We start from the raw sequence: 19,576 nt of genomic DNA on the forward strand, positions 1-19,576 counted from the left end.
AATTATGAACCGAGAACGAAAATGTTCATGATCCAAAGAGAGCAAATGGCGATGATCGGAGGAACAGCCATGATCTTGAGCATGTCAGCACCCTTGATGCCGATAACACCAAGGCAGCGGCCCATGTACTGAACCTGAGAACCCATCAAATAGATAGCTGGGATGCAGATTGCGAGTTCCTGACCGTTGATAGCGCCCTTGTCGAACAAAGCAACAGCTACGCCAACGCCACCGCCCATGGACATCCATCCGCCGAGCAAAATAGTTGCGGCTTCACCGGGAAGACCGAAGATACCCATGATTGGTCCGAGGCCTGTACCGATTAAAGCGAGGAGACCGGACACGTCCAAGATACGAATGATAACGAAAGCCATCAAAACGTTCGGAATTGTGGAGTGTGTGGCAATGTTCCAGCCTTGAATAGCACCGTTAACGAAAACGTCGGTGACCATTGGTTTAGAGTTTGGACTACTAGACATTATCTCTCTCCTTCTTATTTCTTAGAACGTAATTGGATTAAACGCATGAGGTTGGCACCACATACCTTACCAACGAGAAGAACGCCTAAGCAAACGCCCAAGCTTACTGGTACTGCAGGTTTGCCATCAGCGGCTACTAATGTGAAAAGAACCGCACCGGATGAGAAGAAGTTTGTAATACAAGCATCAGCAGTCATCTGGAAAGCAGCAAAGTTATTGATTTCTCTATCTGTAAGAACGTTGTCGTCCTTTAACTGACGTGTCAAAGCAGCGCCGCCGTCAGTAGATTGGAGAGAAGCAATAAGAGCCAAGCCGGCGGCTCCCGGAACACCAATCAACGGTCTGAGGATCGGAGTAAGTAATTGACGGCAAGCCTTCAAAGCACCAAAGTGATCGAAAATGGTGATCATGGCCAGGGCGAACATAACTGTTGGGACCAATGTTAAAGCGAACATAAAGCCGTCAATAGCACCGGAACCGCCTTTACCACGGAAGTTAGCCATGGCAGTGTGAATACCGTCAGCGTTCTGAGAAACACCGGATACCAACTTACCAAAGCCGCCGTTCAATGTAGTGAAGTCGAAGATACCCCACCAGTGAGTAGATGCGCAAACACCTGAGAAGAAGACAATAGCGATTGCAAGAGAGATGTAATTACCGATGGTAACCTTCTCACTTCTCCAGCCGTCCATTTCAGGTTTTGGAGTATTAGCAGTTGAAGCCATATCAATTCCTGTTAAAAGTAGAGATGAAAAATAGAAGGACTTATTTATATGTGTAATGGAAGAGCCGCAGAATGCGATCTATAAGCCCCCCTTACCGATAGCAAAAAATGCTAACAAGTGAATTATGTAAGCTTTAGTCCTTATTATCTATTCAGGTTTTATCTAATAGCATGAGAATTAAAAATTTAAATGTTGAAAGATATATACATATCATTCAAAATAAAAATTATCTTTGTAAAATAAATAGATAGAAAATATTTTATTTTTTTTTAGAGTATTTTATATATACATAGTATTAAGCAAATACCCTATAAAAAATTAAGAAACTTTCTATTTGAAGAAGTCTTGATAAGGGTTGTTTCTTGAGATTTTTCAGATAGCAAAAGTAGTTTTTATCGCACACACAGAAAAAATCTATGTACTTTTTCTTCCTTTGTCATGAAAAAACTATTTTGATTGCTTCTTAATATTTGAACGGAAACCAGAGTGGTGATTTGCCAGATTGAAAGCTCTGCACTATTATCTTTGTTCTCACTAATCCTGATTATTAAATAGGAGACTAAAAAATGGGCAGACCTTCTGCAGATTATTTCAAAGTTGAAGTTCCTGAAGAACAAAAAAACAGAGCGCTTAAGCCGGGTGACGTTTCTTTAAGAACAATTGAAAGAGTTAACGGAGTATTCCAAGTTACATTCGCCTGGTGCGATATGGTTGGAGTCGTTCATGAAAAAGCTTTCAACCGCGGCGACATCTTCACTAACTTTGATTCTGTACTGAAGACATTCACAGAAACCGGTCTTCCGTTTAACTTGAATGCTAAGAAAGAATTTCACGAAAAGCTTTGCCAATTAGCTACTTTCCTAGTAAAGACAGAAGCTCCCGCTGCTCAGGAAAAGAAATCTGAAGCTCCTGCAGCTGAACAAAAATAATTTCTGCTCAGATTAACGGAATTTTCTTCAAAAAGGCCAATCACTTTTCATCGTGCTTGGCCTTTTCTGCTGTTCTTCCCGATTATAATTTTCGAATGCATGAAGTTTTGTCAAAAAGTTACCGGCAGAAAGTATTACACACCGCAAGGTTAGTTATTCTCTCCTTGCTCTTTTTGTTTCAGGCCGGTTGTTCTATTTTTAATTCTTCCACCATTTCCGGTTATGCACCGGTAGAGTACGACGGTACTCCCGGCTCAAATGTACTCGAGACAGCAATGTCGCAAATCGGAAAAAAATATTCTTACGGCAAAGCTTCTCCTTCTCAAGGATTTGACTGTTCGGGCCTTATTTACTGGGCTTATCAGTCTCACGGCATCACTGTCCCAAGACGTACCCAAGATCAATCAAAAGCGGGGATAAAAATAAAAAGAGCCGATGCAAAATTGGGAGATATAGTTGTATTTAAAATTGGAAGACGCCTCCATACCGGTCTCGTTGCTGATAAAGGCCGTTTTTTGCATGCGCCCTCTTCCGGCTCTCATGTTCGTTTGGAGTCAATGAACGGAGTCTACTGGAAACCTCGGGTGGTTGGTTTCCGTCGCATTATTTATTAAAAATATAGTAACTTTTAGCTTTTTTGCTTAATTGGTTTGATATTTTTGAACTACTTAGCTGATACCTAACTCAAGGAAAAAATATGAGAAGTGACAAAATCAAAAAAGGACCTGAGGCAGCTCCTCATCGTTCTTTGTTATACGCATTGGGATTAACAGACGAAGAACTTAAAAAGCCATTAATTGGAATCGTAAGTTCCAAAAACGACATTGTTCCGGGACATATGAATCTGGACAAAATCGTAGATGCCGTTAAACAAGGCGTTGCTCTGGCCGGAGGTGTTCCAATCGTATTTCCTGCAATCGCTGTCTGTGACGGCATTGCCATGGGCCACGAAGGTATGAAGTATTCTTTGGTCAGCCGTGAACTTATCGCTGACAGCACTGAAGCTATGACAATTGCTCACGCCTTAGACGCCCTTGTGATGGTTCCTAATTGCGATAAGAACGTTCCCGGACTTTTAATGGCTGCTGCCAGACTTAATATTCCTACAATTTTCGTCTCAGGAGGCGCAATGAGCGCCGGGACTATCGGTAAGAAGAAATTGTCTTTGGTTTCTGCCTTTGAAGGTGTCGCCGCATTCAAAACAGACAAAATTGATGCAGAAAAGCTTAAAGAAATTGAACATAAGGCTTGTCCGACATGCGGATCTTGTTCCGGCATGTTTACAGCTAACTCCATGAACTGTTTGACAGAAGTTCTCGGAATGGCACTTCCCGGCAACGGAACAATCCCTGCAGTTATGAGTGCTCGTATTCGTTTGGCTAAACAAACCGGTATGAAGATCATGGAGTTGCTAGAGAAGAATATCCTTCCCCGCGACATCATGAAAGAAGATGCTTTCATGAATGCTATGACAATGGATATGGCTCTTGGTTGTTCCACCAACTCCATGCTTCATTTGCCGGCCATCGCTCATGAATGCGGCATTAAATTGGATATGCATTTGGCCAATGAGATTTCCGAAAGAACTCCGAACCTTTGTCACCTCTCTCCTGTCGGCTCACACTTTATTGAAGAACTCAACGAGGCTGGAGGCATTCCTGCTGTTATGAAGGAAATTGCCAAGAAAGGTCTTCTGAAGACAGATTTAATGACCGTGACAGGCAAGACTATTGAAGAGAATTTGGCAGATGCCGAGATTAAAGATCCTGAAATTATTCGTTCTATCGACAATCCATACAGTGAAACGGGTGGAATTGCTGCCTTGTTCGGCAACTTAGCCCCGGACGGCTGTGTCGTAAAAAGAGCTGCAGTGGCTCCTGAAATGCTGGTTCATAAAGGTCCGGCCAGAGTATTCGACTCCGAAGAAGAAGCCATTAAAGCCATTTGGGATCAAAAGATTAAAGCCGGAGACGTTGTTGTCATCCGCTACGAAGGTCCTAAAGGAGGCCCCGGTATGCGTGAAATGCTTTCTCCGACATCAGCCATTATCGGCAGCGGCTTAGGCTCTTCCGTAGCCCTTATTACCGACGGAAGATTTTCTGGTGCTACTCGCGGCGCGGCGATTGGACATGTCTCTCCTGAAGCTGCCATTGGCGGTCCGATTGGATTGTTGGAAGAAGGAGACATCATTTTCATCAATATCCCGGAACACAAAATTGAAGTTGAACTCTCAGACGAAGAGTTGGAAAAGAGAAAAGCCAAATGGAAGCCAAGACAGCCTAAGATTACAACCGGCTATTTGGCAAGATATTCCAAACTTGTCAGTTCCGGAACTTCAGGCGCTGTTCTTTCATAAAATCTAAAATAACTAAGGGAGGCTTCGGCCTCCTTTCTAATCCCCTGGAGATAATCTTGAGTACCTTTTCTTGTAATGAAGACCTTTGTTCCGGATGCGGAACATGCGTTTTTGTCTGCCCAAAACATTTATTGACCTTGGAAGATAGGCACCCGGTAATGTCAGAAGAGAATGCTGACAAATGCACGGAGTGCGGTCAATGTGTTGCCTTTTGTCCTGAGGGTGCTGCTGAACAAGAGATTTCAGAAGGCAAAACTTTAGGACCTAGTCTGGCTTACGACATTAAAAATAAAGCCATTATTGACGGAGCTCTTAAAAGCCGCCGCTCCTATCGGACATTTGCCAAAAGGCCTGTCTCCCCGGCTTTGATAGAAGAAATTCTTGAAGTTGCTAACTTGGCTCCATCCGGTAGAAATGCCAGATTTTTAAGATGGATTGTCCTTCCCACCCCAGCAAAAATTAGAGAATTTAATCAAACAGCTTTGAATTGGCTTGTTAATGAAGCATCCGAAGATTCTGCATTCACTAAACGCTATAGCCCTGAATCCATGATTGAGCTTCTGAAAAATGGCAAAGACCCTTTCTTCTGTGGGGCTCCAGCTGCAATATTTTTAGTTGGAGATAAGAATCAGCGTTGGGGAGAAATTGATTGCGCCATTGCTGCCACGTACTTTAATTTAGCTGCCGAGGCCAGAAATATTGGCTGCTGTTTTGCCGGCAGAGGAACTAATATTGCTCAGGCTTCTCCTGCCCTTCGTCAACTTCTTGAGGTTCAGGATAACGAAAGTGTTTACATCGGTCTGTTCTTTGGTCACAAGACCGTTCAAGCACACCATGTTCCAGCACGCGGTCCAGTCCCTGTAACTTTCCTGTAATCGTATAAAGCGAGGACTATGACAGGTCCTTGCTTTTGTCAAAAATAATTTGCCGTTGAGAACTCAACTAACGTCTCTATTCAAAAGCAAATTTAGGACGGCTGAGAATCTTTCGTTCATCCTGTTTTATCACATTTTCGTTTCACTTTAGTGTTTTTTTCGTTCCATATTGGAACGAAAAAAACGCACTTTTGGAACGAAAAATGCCTTCAGCTATTTCAAAGAAAAGAAAATACAAAAGTAGTACCATCAAAGTATGCTTTTCTTGATTTCCGAAGAAGTCGCAGAAAAAAGACGGTATAGCCTGAAGTTCTAAAGGAAACTATCGGACTATTCCGTCTTGATATTAGAAAGAAGCTCTTGTTTGCAACATCCTAATAAGTTTCGAAGATTCTTCTTGCTTCTTCTAGCTCTGGACTTTTCTTTAAAGCTAGCTGAAGGAGAACACGTGCTTTTTGCGGATTCAAAGAACCTGCATTAATAAAGTTTTGCCATTCGGAGTTTGAATCCACCACCAAACCACTTCCTGTTCTGCTGGAACGTACTACTAAAACGCCTTTATTTGCAGCTCTTTCAAGTCCGGAGAATGCATTTTTGTGGATGCTGCCATTACCCATCCCTGCATAGACAATACCTTTTGCTCCGGCTGCCACTGCTGCATCGATAAGTGCGGAATCCTGATTAGCATGTGCGTAGATAATGTCGACTCGCGGTAAATCTCTTACGTCTTGGACAGAAAACTCTGTTTGAGTAGTATGGGGCTTAACGCTTTGTTTAAAGAAATAAGGAGTACCTCCCGTAACCGTCCCCAAAGCACCAAACAGTCTGGACTGGAAAGTGTCCACATTGGTGGTATTGGTTTTAGTTACGTCTCTAAGGCCATGAATTTCGTCATTCATGACTGCAAGAACTCCCTTTCCTTTTGCTTCAGGACAAACCGCAACTTTGACTGCTTCAATAATATTCATGGGGCCGTCCGCACTGATTGCAGTTGCCGGTCTCATTGAACCAACCAAGATAACGGGTTTATCGGAAGACAACACTAAATTCAATAGGAAGCCAGTTTCTTCCAGAGTATCGGTACCGTGAGTGATGACAACGCCTGCAATAGAGTCGTCATCTAAATATTTTTGAGAAATCTCGGCAAGTTTTTCCCAGATATCATCAGTCATGTCTTCGCTGCCGATATTGCTTACCTGCTCTGTAACAATCTCAGCAATCTCTGCTAATGCAGGAACAGAATCTACAATGTCTGCGACAGTAGCAGAACCAGGAACATATCCTGTTGTTGCAGTGGAAGAAGCAGCTTTTCCTGCAATGGTTCCGCCGGTGGCAAGAATTGCAACTTTAGGTAGTTTCGGATTCGTCACTTTCAACTCCGTGAAAAAGTTTTTAAAACGTGATACTAAAAAGGCGTTGCTAGGAAAACAACGCCTTCAAGAGAATAATTAAACTGTTATGGCTTTAAAACTTCAAGACCACCCATGTAAGGTCTTAAAACTTCCGGGACGGTAACGCTGCCGTCTGCATTCTGATAGTTTTCCAGAACAGCAACTAAAGTTCTTCCGACCGCCAATCCGGACCCGTTCAATGTATGTACATATTCCGGTTTGTTTTGTGCATTCTTAAAACGAGTCTGCATTCTGCGGGCTTGGAAAGCTTCGCAGTTAGAAACAGAGCTGATTTCGCGATAAGTGTTCTGGGCAGGAATCCATACTTCCAAGTCGTATGTCTTAGCAGAGCCGAAACCCATGTCACCTGTGCAGAGTGTAATAACACGATACGGTAAACCGAGTTTCTGAAGAATCTTTTCAGCGCATACAACCATTTCTTCAAGATGCTGGTAGCTGTCTTCCGGTTTAGTAATGCGGACCATTTCGACTTTTTCGAACTGGTGCTGGCGAATCATACCGCGCGTGTCTTTGCCATAAGAACCGGCTTCGGAACGGAAGCAAGGAGTCTGAGCGGTAATCTTAATTGGTAAGTCAGACTCTTTGAGCATCAGGCCTCTGACGGAGTTAGTTAAAGTAACTTCAGAAGTCGGAATCAAATAGAAAATCTCACCCTCGCCTTCTTGACCGCCCTTCTTGGCGGCAAACAAGTCTTCTTCAAACTTAGGAAGCTGACCGGTACCGATTAAGGTTTCTTGGTTAGCGATATAAGGTGTATAGCATTCTGTGTAGCCGTGTTCTGTTGTGTGAGTGTCCAGCATGAACTGAGCAAGGGCGCGGTGGAGACGTGCAACTGGTCCCTTCATGAAAGCAAAGCGTGTGCCGGCGAGTTTTGTACCGGTTTCAAAATCCAAACCTAAAGGAGCACCGACATCAACGTGGTCTTTGATTTCAAAATCAAAATTACGCGGTGTACCCCAGCGGCGTACTTCAACGTTTTCAGTTTCGTCTTTGCCGACCGGAACAGATTCGTGCGGAAGATTTGGAATAGTCAACAGAAGATCTGTCAAAGCTTTCTTAAGCTCTTCGGTTCTCTTTTCTAAGTCGCTTAATTTGGAAGCAATTTCACTTCCTTTCTGCATCAGCTCAGTGGCGTCTTGACCGGACTTTTTAGCTGCGCCGATCTGTTTGGCTACAGCGTTTCTTTGAGCCTGAAGCTGTTCGGTTTCAGATTGAACAGCCTTTCTTTCGGACTCAAGAGCGTTGTATTTTTCTACTGGAAATTGAAACTTTCTCGTTGCCAATCTGGCGACAACTTCATCTAAGTTTTTGCGAAGGAGGTTCTGGTCAAGCATTTTTATTAATGTCTCACAATTTTTTTAAACATAAGTAATGATTGTACGCCATAAGATAGTAATACTTAAGGCTGCAACTCTCTAGGTTCGGTTATTTTGGATTGACGTGTTCAGGCTCGTTGTATTTATTTCCGCTTCTTAATCCTTCCGGAGCCGATTGCGCGGTTCTTGCTTCTTGATTAAGCCGTTGGAGTTCTTTCAGTCTTTCTCCAATTTTGATTTCTAAGCCTCTGGGAACAGGATGGTAAAAGCGAAGTTCTTCCAAATCATCCGGAAAATATTTTTCGCCTGCTGCAAACGCGCCCTCTTCGTCGTGGGCGTATCTATAATGAGTTCCGTAGCCTAAATCTCCCATTAGTTTAGTCGGCGCATTTCTCAGCTTTAAGGGGACAGCTCTTGTGGAGTCTTTTTTAACAAAAGCCTTCATTTGGTTATATGCTTTGTAGACAGCATTAGATTTCGGAGCCATCGCTAAATAAATCACGGCGTTTGCCAAAGCCAACTCACCCTCAGGAGAGCCAAGACGCTCGTAGATCCGAACCGCTTCACTAGCTAAGGTTATGGCTCGGGGGTCGGCGAGACTGATATCTTCAATAGACATTCGTACCAATCTTCTGCCGAGATAAAGCGGGTCAACACCACCGTCAAGCATTCTGCACATCCAGTAAAGAGCAGCATCCGGATCAGAGCCTCTGACGGATTTATGGAGAGCCGAAATCTGGTCGTAAAAATTCTCTCCCCCTTTGTCGAACCGGCGAATAGTTGAAGGAAGTGTCTTTCTAACGAAATCTTCAGTGATGACATGAATGCCATTATCACGGGCAACGGTCGTAATAACATCAACGGCATTTAGGAAGCGTCTCGCATCACCGTCCGCGAGATTAAATAGGATGTCTTTGGATTTTTCTTCAAAGGAAATATCAGGAAATTCTTGTTTGTTTGCCCTCTCTAACAGTTCATTCAAATCTGCTTTAGAAAGAGATTCAAGAACATAGACATTTGAGCGTGAAAGCAATGCTGAGATAACTTCAAAGCTCGGATTTTCAGTGGTGGCGCCGATAAAAGTAAAAAGACCGCTTTCCACATGAGGAAGAAAGGCGTCCTGCTGGCTCTTAGAGAATCTATGTACTTCATCGACAAAAACCACGGTAGATTTGCCGGTAGCTTCTCTGTATTTTGTAGCCTTTTCAACAGCGTCTCTAATATCTTTTACTCCTCCGAGCACTGCGGAGATAGAGATAAACGGTAAATGAAAAGCATCGGCCATTAATCTGGCAAGCGTGGTTTTGCCAACTCCCGGAGGCCCCCAAAGAATCATCGAGTGAGGATGGCCGCTTTCAAAAGCACTTCTCAGAGCTTTGCCTTCTCCGAGAATTTGTTTTTGACCGACTACCTCATTAATTGTTTTAGGCCGCATGCGTTCAGCCAAAGGAGAGGCTTTATCTTCTACATTGTTTTTCTTTGTTTTTGTCGGTTCGGAAGAAGTTCCTGCACTTTCAAACTCGAATAAATTGTCTTGCATTTCGCTGATTCTTTAGAGATTTTTTTACTTTGGAAACATTAGCAATTAGGAAAGAAATTTTCAATGTCCTGCGGATTGGAATGAGAGGTTTGTAACCGACAATTATTTTTCCTTCTCTCCTTTACATTAACTCGTACTTTTAATAGATCGAAAAACACATTGAAGCGTCTCGCCTATATGATGAAAACGTGAAGAGAGATGCTTCTCCATCAAATTCCTCTTATCAGATAAAACTTTAGGCTCAAGCTTGCCGCCTGAGCCATTTTTTTGCTGTGTTGTGGTAATAATTACCAAGCTCCCATCCAGGTAATCAGCAACGCGTTAATTAAGTCAATTAGGAAAGCTCCAACAATACTGACAATCAACCAGGCTCTCGGACTGGTCCCATATTTTTCGGCAATAGCTTGCATGTTTGCCAAACCGTTAGCAGTAGCCCCCATTGAGAAGCCGATACCTCCGACGCAGAGCATCGTTGCGTCGTAGTTTCTTCCGAAGACCAAGAATACGCAGATCCAGAGGAACAGGACGGTAAGGATGGTTTGGCAGGCCAAAATAACAACTAAAGGTCCGGCCAAATTGATTAGTTCGTTAAGCTTTAGGCTGTTGATGGCCATCGTAACGAACAAGACCAAGCTAATATCGGCGATAGCGTTCAAGCCTTTGCCGTCCACTCTGTATTTGCCGGAGAAATCGCCGACGTTTCGGACAATAGCAGCAACCATCATGGATCCGATGTAGGCGGGAAGCGTGATAAAGTGATCAAGGAATGATGAAACGGCGACTCCCGCAGCCATACTCAGAGTAACGATGCTGGTAGCTTTCATTAACTGAGCGGTCATTGTCGGCTGATGGTCAGAGTCGATTACGTCGGTGTCGAACTCCTCAGGAATCTTTACGTCTTCATTGGAGACGTTTTCGATAGGAGTTTTGACTTTGTATTTCCTGATAAGAAAACTTCCTAAGGGCGCTCCGATGATCAAAGAAGCGACCATACCGAAGGTGGCTGCCGTAATGGCGACAGCTGTTCCTCCTACAATCCCATAGGTTTGTTCGAAGTAAGGCCCGAAAGCGGCGGCCGTTCCTAATCCTCCCATCATAGAGACAGATCCCGCCAGAATGCCGTAATGCATATCTAGTCCCAGCCATTCAGCGACTCCCATTCCCAAGAGGTTTTGCAGAACGGTAAGAACTGTTACGGCTATAAGAAATCCAACCAACAGCCCACCTCCCTGCTTGACCACTTTCAGCCCTGCTGAAAGCCCAATGGTGGTAAAGAAAGCAAGCATTAAAAGAGTTTGGAGGGAAGAATCAAAGTTAACCGTTAATATTCCGTTGGCTTTTAACCCGGATAACAAGAAGGCGAAAGTCATACCTCCAATCACCGGACTTGGGACTGCAAATCTTTCGAATAAATAAACTCTTTTTCTAACCCACACACCAAAATAATAAGTACAGATAGCCAGTGCAACGGCCTGCACAGAAGAGACGTCAATAGTAAAAAGAGTTTCACCTGCCATTAAAAATCTTCCTTCCTAAGAAATGATTGAGAATAAAAACTAATTTTGTTATAAAAAAACTTCTAGAAACAAATATCTACAAGAAAGTTCCCCAAATAGGCACAGAGGGGGCGACCCGAAAGAATAACATCCCTTCCCGCATTTTTCCTTTTTTATAATGAATAAATGCATTGCAAGAAAATCTTAAATACAGCACTAGCCGTCGGATTGCTGGTTCTTACCGGCTGTGCGAGCAAACATCCTTTAGAAACTCCGCTAGGGCAAAGCTCTTTTCAGGAGTACTTAGCTGAAACTCGAGCTTGGATAGCCGAGAACCGTCATTTCGTTATGGACGACCATGAGAAAGAGCTAACCTACCATACGCCTTTTGAAATCCGGCCTGCCGGAAAGACGGACAAAGGAATTCTGCTTATTCATGGGTTGGGAGATTCTCCATGGACATATCGAGACCTCGCTCCTAAGCTAGCCGAACAAGGAATGCTTGTAAGAACGGTGCTGCTCCCCGGACATGGAACAAAACCGGCAGATATGATTGGTGTCACCAGCGAGGACTGGAATAAAGCCGTTCAAGAGCAAATAGACCTTCTAAAGAAAGAAGTTCCGAACGTTTGGCTCGGAGGATTTTCAACCGGAGGCAACCTCGCCTTCTCTCATGCAGCCGAAGATCCGGACATTCGAGGTCTGATTTTGTTTTCGCCGGCTATCGAAATCCGGACTAAGTTAGTCGAACTTGTTCCTTTCGCTGATCTCTTTATAGACTGGTTAAGAAAACCGGATAAAAAGACGGAAGGCGTCTTGCCTTTCAAATATGGGACAATTCCTTTGGATGGCTTGAACGCATTCAAAGATACAATGGATGTTGCGGATAAGGCCTTAAAGAAGAAGCCATACGATAAACCTGTGTTGGTAATGATGAGCGCAAATGACTCTATCGTTGACACTCAATCTCTCTTGAAGGTTTTTGATAAACAGCTGACCAATCCCAATTCAAAAATTATTTGGTATGGAGAGTTGCCGAAAAGCAAAATTCCTCTGAGTTCGAGAATTGTTGCTAAGAAGACCTTTCTTCCTAGCGAAAGAATCGAAACATTCTCTCATATGGCTCTGACTTATTCTCCGGAAAATGAGTGGTACGGCAGAAACGGCAAGTACCGCTATTGTGTGAACCGTTCTACCAAAGGCTACTATGAGAAATGCATGGCTGCTCCCGAAGTCTGGTACGGTGCATACGGAACCGTAGACGGAGATCGAATGTTTGCTCGGTTAACTTATAACCCATATTTTTTCAGGCAGTTAGATGACATTGAAAAAGTTATTGCGGCTGGAACCACTGAACTTCGGCCAAATACCATCCTTGAGAAAGTAACTCCAATTAAGGCTTCCCACTGAAGCAGATACTGAAGAAGGCCAAAGAATTATGAAAACCATGTTTAAATTTAAATCTGTTTTGCTCTTAACAGCAGCTGCCGTCTTGGCAGCCGGACTCTCCGGCTGTTCCGATGAAAATGTCGGCAGCGTATCCTTAGGTATTTTGACCTTGAAGGATATCAAGATCAGTGCGTTCCAAGACAGAGACGTCCCAGGGGTCACTTGTCATGTGGCAAGTATTGACTCGCCTTTGACCCTCAGTGACCCGTCCGATGCTTCCGTTTCCTGTGTACAAACAGGCGAGATCACGCCGGAGATGATTGAAAACGTCAAAAGAAACAAGACCGGTGAAGTGGTCTTTAAACAGTCCAAAAGCGTATTTCTTAAGACCTTAAAGATTAAAAGAATCTTTGATGAAAAGAACCAAACATTGATGTATATCGCCTATACCACGAAAGAATTTAACGGCAGCTTTAAGAATAGTTTGTCTACGATATCTCTCTGGAGGACAAAAGCTTACAATCCGGCAATCGCCGCTGAAAATCAGAACTAGTTTTTGAGAGACAGGTAAATCATGATTGCCTGTTACTCTCTTTGATAAAATCACCTTTTTTATAGGAGAACAAAAATGAACCAAGTTATTACTTGCGAAAATGCACCGGCTGCAGTCGGTACATATTCAGTAGCTTTTAAGGCAGGCAACACTCTTTACTGCTCCGGACAGCTCGGAATTGATCCTTCTACAGGTGAATTACCGAATTCTGTTGAAGCTCAAGTTCGCCAGGCTTTCAGAAATGTTTTCGCAATCGTTGAATCTGCCGGCGGAAAGCCTTCAGACATCGTAAGACAGACTGTATATTTGACAGATCTTGCCAACTTTGCCGTTGTTAACAAAGTCATGGCCGAAGTTTTCAAAGCCCCTTATCCGGCAAGAAGCTGCGTACAAATTTCTGCATTGCCTAAAGGCGGATTAGTAGAAGTTGAAGCAACCGCAGTGATTGGTTAAGTCTTTACCAAGGAGTGGACCGCGGAAGAAGGCGGTTCACCATGTCACGAACGGCAGGCTCAGAATCGGCCATTTTATCCTGCAGAGTCACCTGATTTACAGGCTTTTTCATGGCAACGATCTGAGTCTTTTCATTTTTCTTCAAAAAGAAAAGACGAGCGTCTTTTAGATAGGGAAAAGGTTTTTGGGCGACTCGGGCTTCGTACATAATGGTCGCGGGACAAACAAGTTCATCCTTAGAGGGTTTTTTGACAATTTTGACAGTTAGACCTTTGTCTTCCAAAGCTTTCTTCAAGAAGAGAAAGAAAGAAGGCGGCGCACTGTTATTGTCAACCAAACAAACAGTGTCAAATCCAAAAGAATTTCTAAGATAGTAGCCGTTAAACTCACTCGCACATCCCCCTAATAGGAACAGTGCGGAAGCAGAGAATATAACTGTTAAGTATTTAGACATAAACTTTGGATAAAAACAGTACGAAGGATTATTCTAACAATCTAGCACTTTTTGAACACATTTATTTTATAAATATGGCAGGTAAAAATACTAAATATCCCGTAATAGCTTTATGGAATCCTATTTGGACCATTGTTTGGTCTCTTCTTTTTTCACCGGTATTCGGTGCATTCCTTCAAAGGACAAATTGGGCAGAAATGGGAGAACCGGATAAAGCAAGTCAAAGCGGAATTTGGGTTGCACTCGGGCTGATTTTTTTAGGCGGCTATCTTTTCGCGGAGCCCTTTTTGCCGGATGCTAATGATTTTTCTCAATATTACTTTTTGATTTGCTGGTTTATCTTCTATTTCTTATGGGTAGTCTTTGACGGACGCTTCCAAGTTAAAGCCGTTGCTGATCGTTACGGTACCGATTACCATCACAAGCTTTGGGGCAAACCTCTGATGCTCGGCGCAGGCGGCCTTCTTCTATGGACAGCCGTTTCATTAACCTACATCATGGGTTTAGTCATGATGGGCTTTATCAAAATAGATTAATGCAGTCAGAATCTTTTTTCTCAGCTGCGCACGATGTGTTCAGCGAGACCAATGAACTTCTGTCGGGAGATCTTCTCCTGGCCGATAATTCGTTGGAAGAAACGGCTAATGAAAATCTATCCGTTCGATATCGTAAGTTGGCTCTTCTCTTTGCCTTCGGAGGCTCTTTAGGAAAGAATCCGGAACGTGCAGTTTCTCTTTTTAAAAAGTCAGCGAATTTAGGTGATACAGAGTCGCCCTTTTATTTAGCGATGGCTCTAAGAGAAGGTTTCGGAGTACCTCAGAATCTTCAAGAATCTTTTGCCTGGCTGCGAATCTCATCAGCAAAGAATTTTCCTCCAGCGCTTTATGAAATGGCATTTGCGCTTCAGGAAGGAATCGGTTGTCAAAAAGATCCGACCTCTGCCTCCCAATTATTTTCTAAGGCGGCCAATCTTAAATATCCGAAGGCTGTCTCAAGAATGCTTCGTTTCTCGCTTGAGAAAAAGAAGATTGATTTAAAAGAAGTTTTGTATTGGATCAACGCCGGAAAAAATTCCGTTCCCTCTTCTATGTATGCATGTGCCAAGGAGCTTTTAAGCCGACCTGAGCCTCAAACTTATCAAGCTTTATACCTATTGGAAGAAGGTGCGGCTCTAGGGGATACAGAGAGTCAAGCGGCTTTGGCCGCTTTCTGGTATGAAGGATTGTATTGTTCTTCAAATATGGTCTTAGCTCTTGTTTTTGCCCATATGGCCGCATCAAGAGGCCATTATTTGGCTTCTCAATGGCTTGAGAATTGGAGGAAACAGGCTAATGATAAAGAACTAAGCGAAGCCGCAGAAATAGCATCCGGCGCGTCATCTCGTCAAATTATCGAGAATTTGCGCCGGAAAGGACTAAATGGTTAAGCAGAGTAGAAATTGTGAGTTGCAATGCGCTGATGGCAAGAAAGCTCACCTAACTGTTTCAACCCGTTCTTTTTAACATCCATTCTTAGATTTTGAAGGATATGGAGAGCCGACGGAGCGATATCTCCAGCCAATAAGCCGCAGTCGATATTTTCTGAAGCGGCACCGTGCAGATAGATGGAAGATAGAATGGCACTTACAAAGTCAAATTTTTGAGCGAACATAGCACCCATCATTCCACACAAAGCATCTCCCGAACCTGCTGTAGCCAGGCCAGCTGTTCCGGTCGGATTGATCCAGGTAACACCGCTCTTTTGGGCAATCACCGTTCCATTCCCTTTAAGGACAGCCACAGTACCCGTCAAAACGGAAATCTCTTGGGCTCGCATTACGCGATCAGATTGAACATCTTTGACAGTAGTCTTTAAAAGACGAGCAGCCTCTCCCGGATGGGGAGTAAGGACAGTATGCTCACTTCTCTGAGCGGTTTTACTCATCAATTCAGAATCTTGAGCGATCATGGTGAGAGCATCGGCGTCAATTATCAAAGGAATCGGAAGATCCAACGCTTCGTTGAGACGCTGACGGGCTTTCTGACTAAAGCCAAGACCAGGACCGATGACTAAGGCATCAATTTCTGAAAAGTCAATTTTTTCTCGGAACATGAGTTCCGGGCAACCGGGATCGTAGACGAGATTTTCTTCAACCAATTCGACAAGAACAGAGCCCGCTCCCATGCGAAGAGCTGCAGCGCCGGCGATAAGAGCGGCTCCTACCGTGCCCTTACCTCCTCCGATAATGCCTAAGCGGCCGAAGTCTTTTTTAGAGGAGATGAGTTTCCTAGGAGCTAAAACTGATTTGAAATCAATAGGCTCAACTAAATTGATATTGGAAAGAGGAATAGAAACACCCAAATTATCAGTGTGAACGTGTCCACAGACTTCTTGGCCGATACCGGTAAATAAACCAGGTTTGCCGGCTAAGAATGTGATGGTGACATCACTGCAGCATCCGGGCATGGAACCAATCCATTGACCTGTTTGACTATCAAGTCCGGTTGGGATATCCAATGATACGTGCACCGCTTCTCTTTCGTTGTACCACTGCACGGCATCGATATATTCGCCTTTCAACGGTTTGTTCAGGCCAATACCAAAAATGGCATCAATAACGACTTGAGATTTTGGTGCGTTATACGGATCTTCAAAAGTCTTGCCTCCAATTTCGTCCCACATCTGCTTGGCCTTATAAGCATCCGTTCCTTCTTTTGGAGACTTACCTGCCACCTGTACGCAATAGACATCGTAGCCTCTTTCAACAAGGGCTCGTGCACAAACGTAGCCGTCTCCCCCGTTATTACCGGGCCCGCATAAAACGGTAACCGTGCAGGGAGACTTGTGGAGGTGACAAACTAAATCAGCAGCTGCTGTGCCAGCCCTTTCCATTAAAGTAAAAGGACCGAGGATTCTAGCGTTTTTTTCTTCAAGCTCACGAAGTGTGGAGAGCTCAAGCAGTTGTTCAGACAAAATTATCTCCTTATCCTATAAAAGGCGCATTTTGCGCCTTTTGAGAATATGTATCAAAATTCATTAATTAATTCTTCTTCGCAAATCTTTCCGGCGAATACAGTTCAGGATTCACTGCGGGTGTTTTGCCTTCAATCACATCAGCCAAAAGTTCTCCGCATCCTGTAGAAAGAGCCCATCCGTTCAAACCGTGACAGATGTTCAAATACAAGCCTTCTAAAGAAGTTTTCCCGCAGCTTGGTAAGCTATCCGGGTGAATGAGAGTTTGTCCGGACCAATTTGTGGTATCGGTCCAAACAGCGCTCTGCGGTACAAGTTTGCAAGCAGCTTGATAAAGCTCCTCAATTGTTTTATCGGCTACATCTTTAGAGACATCGCCAAGCCAGAAGCGTCCGCAAACTCTAAGTCTGTTTCCGAGTCTGGTAATCAGAATGTCTTTGTTTTCAAACTGCAGCGAATGTGTCGGAACTGCATTGACAGGCTGAATGGCCGCAGTAATCGTCCAACCGGTAACTATCGCCATAGGAAGATCGAGGACATTTGCCAGCAATTCTTTTGCCCCGACATTGTTTGACAAGATAACGGCATCAGCAGAGATTTCTCCCTTATCTGTTTCAACGCCGGTTATTTTGCCGTCCTCACCTTTTATCAACTTAGTGACGGTGGTGTGGTACATCATGGTCAGATCCGGATCCGCAATATTCAGCATCTGAATTTGCTTAGAGTAGTAGGAACCGTTGCCGGAGAGTTCCTGCGGCATATAGAAGCTGCCTAGGAGATCTGGGACTTCAATGGAATTTTCCAGGCGTCTGGTTTCTTCTGCATCGAGCCACTCTCCCCCTTTTCTCGCCTCTTCTTCCTTGTGAGCTTCTTCCCATACGGTTTCATTGGTATAGAGGCGAAGCAAACCATAAGTTTGTTCAAAGGAAATATCCTGAAGCCTAGCTTCAAATTCAGTCAAACCAACACTGTATCGAGCTAACTCAATGAGGGACTGACTGTCTTTTTTCCATTTATCGGCACTGCGAGAATTAGCCAAGGAACGCAAAAACTTCATATGACTTAAAGACATATCCCAACCAAGGCGTCTTGTCTTAGCAAAAACGCTGGCAAGTCCTGCTTTCCCTTTAAATGGGGAACACAACATTGCAATAGATAAGGCTCCCATAAAGCCGGCCATTCCGAAGCTGCAGCCCTGGTTGGGAGAAGAAGCTGATTCAATTAGGGTAACTTTATGTCCTCTTTTCAGCAAAGAGTGGGCACAAGCAATGCCGGTTACTCCGGCTCCTACAACGATTATCTGCATTTGTTGGATATCCTAAACTTATGGTGTTATTGTAGCTTTATTCGAATAGGTCTTATACCAATTTAGGCTCTATTACGCAATGGAAATCGTGAAAAAATTTTCAATTAATGGTATTGCAATGGAATTAGATACTGATGCAACTGAATTAAAAAAAGAACTTTGGACGATTGATGAGCTTGAAGATGCTTCCGGTCTGTCTAAAAGAACTATTAAATACTATGTTCAGCTGGGATTGATTTCTCCTGCGATTGGAGAAACCCGGAGTGCCCGTTATTCTGTATCTCATCTAAATGAAATAGAGTTCATTAGGAATCTTCAAAACAAGGGTTATACCTTAAAACAGATTCAAGAAATGAAGCCTCGAGCGGAAGATGTAGTCCCAAAGAAAAGAAAAATTGCGGCCCCTCACCTCTTTTACGAGTTTTATTTAGGTCAAGGCGTCTATATCAAATTTGATAATAAAGGCGAACAGTTTGAAAGCCAGACTATGAAAGAGCTTGCCCTGAAAATGAGCGAACTTTTATATAAAGAACATCCTAAAAAAGCCGATTAATTCTACCTTCTGATTGAATATGGGTTTTGGTAGAATTTCTTTCTATAAAACATATTCTAGTTGTGGGATAAAAGTGACCGAAGAAAATACTTCCGGATGGAATAAATTAAAAAATTGGTTTAAAGCCGAAGAAGAACCGGGCCGAGACTTAATCATCAAGAATTGCCATTTTAAATCTCAAGCAGAAGTTGCCGGAGAGACACTCGTTTTGAACGGTGCCGGTCTGAGATCGATTGAAGGAGAAGAGATTTACTCCGTCGGTCTTTACCTGCCTAAAAAAACAACACGTGCTGATACTGCCAAAGCTTTGTTAGGAGCAAGAAGAGTTACCTTATATATTCTTAAGGACTTGGTTCCTGCCGACTTCATCCCTTCTCTAAGAAACGGCATTCAGATGAATACGAATGAGACCAGTCAGGAGTTTATTAAAGAAGAACAAGCTCAAATAGAAGATCTCATGTAAAGAATCGGTTCTTTTACAGCCGGGGATAAAGTCGATATTGATTGGCTCCCTAGAAAAGGAACATCGGTAAAAGTCAACGGAAAAGTTGTCAAAGATGGAATTAGAGGTAAAGCTATTTACGACGCAATCATGTTTATCTGGTTAGGCAATCATGCTCTTGAGGCTTCCCTTAAAGATTCTCTTCTTCACGTCTGAAGACGTTAATTTTTCTTTCTCCAATTAACAAGGCCTCCCTCGGGAGGCCTTTGTTCTAATCAGTTTTTAGTGCTGATTACTTAACGAACTTAGGATTGATCAAGTTCTGTGTGTTGAAGATTTCATCCCA

19 protein-coding genes and 1 pseudogene are annotated in these 19,576 nt (G+C 43.4%); 11 read left to right on the forward strand and 9 right to left on the reverse strand.

Translation table 11 applies throughout. The annotated features are described in order from the left end of the window. Positions 1-2: 2 nt before the first annotated feature. Positions 3-479 carry a YjiG family protein gene (locus tag RDK53_RS07215; protein WP_308513949.1) on the reverse strand — a complete coding sequence of 159 codons (477 nt, stop codon included), beginning with the start codon at positions 477-479 and terminating at the stop codon, positions 3-5. 14 nt (positions 480-493) lie between these two features. Then, a complete protein-coding gene (locus RDK53_RS07220; RefSeq protein WP_308513950.1) occupies positions 494-1,204 on the reverse strand; it encodes a nucleoside recognition domain-containing protein in 711 nt (236 codons plus the stop codon). Positions 1,205-1,770: 566 nt separating this feature from the next. On the opposite strand from RDK53_RS07220, the gene RDK53_RS07225 reads away from it, so the two are divergent. The 4 genes from RDK53_RS07225 to RDK53_RS07240 all read left to right on the forward strand — a co-directional run bounded on the left by RDK53_RS07225 (position 1,771) and on the right by RDK53_RS07240 (position 5,364). Further along, positions 1,771-2,133, forward strand: coding sequence for a hypothetical protein (locus RDK53_RS07225; protein WP_308513951.1), 363 nt, complete (start codon positions 1,771-1,773; stop codon positions 2,131-2,133). A gap of 275 nt (positions 2,134-2,408) precedes the next feature. Beyond that, complete coding sequence (locus RDK53_RS07230; protein ID WP_308513952.1) at positions 2,409-2,747, forward strand: C40 family peptidase; 339 nt, start codon at positions 2,409-2,411, stop codon at positions 2,745-2,747. A gap of 83 nt (positions 2,748-2,830) precedes the next feature. Further along, on the forward strand, positions 2,831-4,489 hold the full coding sequence (gene ilvD / locus RDK53_RS07235; RefSeq protein WP_308513953.1) for a dihydroxy-acid dehydratase: 1,659 nt from the start codon (positions 2,831-2,833) through the stop codon (positions 4,487-4,489). Between the two features lie 56 nt (positions 4,490-4,545). Then, complete coding sequence (locus RDK53_RS07240) at positions 4,546-5,364, forward strand: nitroreductase family protein (protein ID WP_308513954.1); 819 nt, start codon at positions 4,546-4,548, stop codon at positions 5,362-5,364. A 374-nt stretch (positions 5,365-5,738) separates the two neighbouring features. On the opposite strand, the gene RDK53_RS07245 is transcribed toward RDK53_RS07240, so the two are convergent. The 4 genes from RDK53_RS07245 to gltS all read right to left on the reverse strand — a co-directional run bounded on the left by RDK53_RS07245 (position 5,739) and on the right by gltS (position 11,149). Beyond that, positions 5,739-6,734: an asparaginase gene (locus tag RDK53_RS07245; protein WP_308513955.1), complete on the reverse strand. Its 996-nt coding sequence runs from the start codon at positions 6,732-6,734 to the stop codon at positions 5,739-5,741. 86 nt (positions 6,735-6,820) lie between these two features. After that, a complete protein-coding gene (serS, locus tag RDK53_RS07250) occupies positions 6,821-8,110 on the reverse strand; it encodes a serine--tRNA ligase (protein WP_308513956.1) in 1,290 nt (429 codons plus the stop codon). 91 nt (positions 8,111-8,201) lie between these two features. Then, positions 8,202-9,527 carry a replication-associated recombination protein A gene (locus RDK53_RS07255; RefSeq protein ID WP_308513968.1) on the reverse strand — a complete coding sequence of 442 codons (1,326 nt, stop codon included), beginning with the start codon at positions 9,525-9,527 and terminating at the stop codon, positions 8,202-8,204. A 392-nt stretch (positions 9,528-9,919) separates the two neighbouring features. After that, on the reverse strand, positions 9,920-11,149 hold the full coding sequence (gene gltS, locus RDK53_RS07260; protein WP_308513957.1) for a sodium/glutamate symporter: 1,230 nt from the start codon (positions 11,147-11,149) through the stop codon (positions 9,920-9,922). Between the two features lie 165 nt (positions 11,150-11,314). Here gltS and RDK53_RS07265 point away from each other — a divergent pair, with 165 nt between their 5' ends. From RDK53_RS07265 to RDK53_RS07275, 3 genes are all read left to right on the forward strand, one after another. Next, complete coding sequence (locus tag RDK53_RS07265) at positions 11,315-12,538, forward strand: alpha/beta fold hydrolase (RefSeq protein WP_308513958.1); 1,224 nt, start codon at positions 11,315-11,317, stop codon at positions 12,536-12,538. Between the two features lie 37 nt (positions 12,539-12,575). Then, positions 12,576-13,070, forward strand: a complete 495-nt coding sequence (locus RDK53_RS07270) for a CreA family protein (protein ID WP_308513959.1) — start codon at positions 12,576-12,578, stop codon at positions 13,068-13,070. A 75-nt stretch (positions 13,071-13,145) separates the two neighbouring features. Beyond that, positions 13,146-13,523, forward strand: coding sequence for a Rid family detoxifying hydrolase (locus tag RDK53_RS07275; RefSeq protein WP_308513960.1), 378 nt, complete (start codon positions 13,146-13,148; stop codon positions 13,521-13,523). A 4-nt stretch (positions 13,524-13,527) separates the two neighbouring features. On the opposite strand, the gene RDK53_RS07280 is transcribed toward RDK53_RS07275, so the two are convergent. Further along, positions 13,528-13,977 carry a hypothetical protein gene (locus RDK53_RS07280; protein ID WP_308513961.1) on the reverse strand — a complete coding sequence of 150 codons (450 nt, stop codon included), beginning with the start codon at positions 13,975-13,977 and terminating at the stop codon, positions 13,528-13,530. A 74-nt stretch (positions 13,978-14,051) separates the two neighbouring features. Here RDK53_RS07280 and RDK53_RS07285 point away from each other — a divergent pair, with 74 nt between their 5' ends. Further along, entirely contained in the window at positions 14,052-14,513 is a 462-nt protein-coding gene (locus tag RDK53_RS07285) for a hypothetical protein (protein ID WP_308513962.1), read from the forward strand. Further along, positions 14,513-15,403 carry a tetratricopeptide repeat protein gene (locus tag RDK53_RS07290; RefSeq protein WP_308513963.1) on the forward strand — a complete coding sequence of 297 codons (891 nt, stop codon included), beginning with the start codon at positions 14,513-14,515 and terminating at the stop codon, positions 15,401-15,403. Before RDK53_RS07285 ends, RDK53_RS07290 begins: the two co-directional genes overlap by 1 nt. Here RDK53_RS07290 and RDK53_RS07295 read toward each other — a convergent pair. Then, positions 15,400-16,929 (reverse strand): NAD(P)H-hydrate dehydratase, encoded by a 1,530-nt coding sequence (locus tag RDK53_RS07295; protein WP_308513964.1) that lies wholly within the window; start codon positions 16,927-16,929, stop codon positions 15,400-15,402. The genes RDK53_RS07290 and RDK53_RS07295 overlap by 4 nt on opposite strands. Before the next feature lie 67 nt (positions 16,930-16,996). Beyond that, positions 16,997-18,235, reverse strand: a complete 1,239-nt coding sequence (locus RDK53_RS07300) for an FAD-dependent oxidoreductase (RefSeq protein ID WP_308513965.1) — start codon at positions 18,233-18,235, stop codon at positions 16,997-16,999. A gap of 88 nt (positions 18,236-18,323) precedes the next feature. On the opposite strand from RDK53_RS07300, the gene RDK53_RS07305 reads away from it, so the two are divergent. Then, the gene (locus RDK53_RS07305) at positions 18,324-18,788 is read left to right on the forward strand and encodes a helix-turn-helix domain-containing protein (RefSeq protein WP_308513966.1); all 465 of its coding nucleotides are present in this window, start codon (positions 18,324-18,326) and stop codon (positions 18,786-18,788) included. Between the two features lie 73 nt (positions 18,789-18,861). Next, a pseudogene (locus RDK53_RS07310) lies at positions 18,862-19,446 on the forward strand (chalcone isomerase family protein). Positions 19,447-19,576 lie beyond the last annotated feature (130 nt).

It is taken from the genome of uncultured Turicimonas sp. (genome assembly GCF_902477955.1).
Classification (GTDB): Bacteria; Pseudomonadota; Gammaproteobacteria; order Burkholderiales; family Burkholderiaceae_F; genus Turicimonas.

Bases quoted from the DNA above. Each gene is read 5' to 3' on its own strand.
- RDK53_RS07215 (WP_308513949.1), bottom strand. From the start codon at position 479: ATGTCTAGTAGTCCAAACTCTAAACCAATGGTCACCGACGTTTTCGTT.
- RDK53_RS07220 (WP_308513950.1), bottom strand. From the start codon at position 1,204: ATGGCTTCAACTGCTAATACTCCAAAACCTGAAATGGACGGCTGGAGA.
- RDK53_RS07225 (WP_308513951.1), top strand. From the start codon at position 1,771: ATGGGCAGACCTTCTGCAGATTATTTCAAAGTTGAAGTTCCTGAAGAA.
- RDK53_RS07230 (WP_308513952.1), top strand. From the start codon at position 2,409: ATGTCGCAAATCGGAAAAAAATATTCTTACGGCAAAGCTTCTCCTTCT.
- ilvD (WP_308513953.1), top strand. From the start codon at position 2,831: ATGAGAAGTGACAAAATCAAAAAAGGACCTGAGGCAGCTCCTCATCGT.
- serS (WP_308513956.1), bottom strand. From the start codon at position 8,110: ATGCTTGACCAGAACCTCCTTCGCAAAAACTTAGATGAAGTTGTCGCC.
- RDK53_RS07255 (WP_308513968.1), bottom strand. From the start codon at position 9,527: ATGCGGCCTAAAACAATTAATGAGGTAGTCGGTCAAAAACAAATTCTC.
- gltS (WP_308513957.1), bottom strand. From the start codon at position 11,149: ATGGCAGGTGAAACTCTTTTTACTATTGACGTCTCTTCTGTGCAGGCC.
- RDK53_RS07265 (WP_308513958.1), top strand. From the start codon at position 11,315: ATGCATTGCAAGAAAATCTTAAATACAGCACTAGCCGTCGGATTGCTG.
- RDK53_RS07270 (WP_308513959.1), top strand. From the start codon at position 12,576: ATGTTTAAATTTAAATCTGTTTTGCTCTTAACAGCAGCTGCCGTCTTG.
- RDK53_RS07275 (WP_308513960.1), top strand. From the start codon at position 13,146: ATGAACCAAGTTATTACTTGCGAAAATGCACCGGCTGCAGTCGGTACA.
- RDK53_RS07280 (WP_308513961.1), bottom strand. From the start codon at position 13,977: ATGTCTAAATACTTAACAGTTATATTCTCTGCTTCCGCACTGTTCCTA.
- RDK53_RS07285 (WP_308513962.1), top strand. From the start codon at position 14,052: ATGGCAGGTAAAAATACTAAATATCCCGTAATAGCTTTATGGAATCCT.
- RDK53_RS07290 (WP_308513963.1), top strand. From the start codon at position 14,513: ATGCAGTCAGAATCTTTTTTCTCAGCTGCGCACGATGTGTTCAGCGAG.
- RDK53_RS07300 (WP_308513965.1), bottom strand. From the start codon at position 18,235: ATGCAGATAATCGTTGTAGGAGCCGGAGTAACCGGCATTGCTTGTGCC.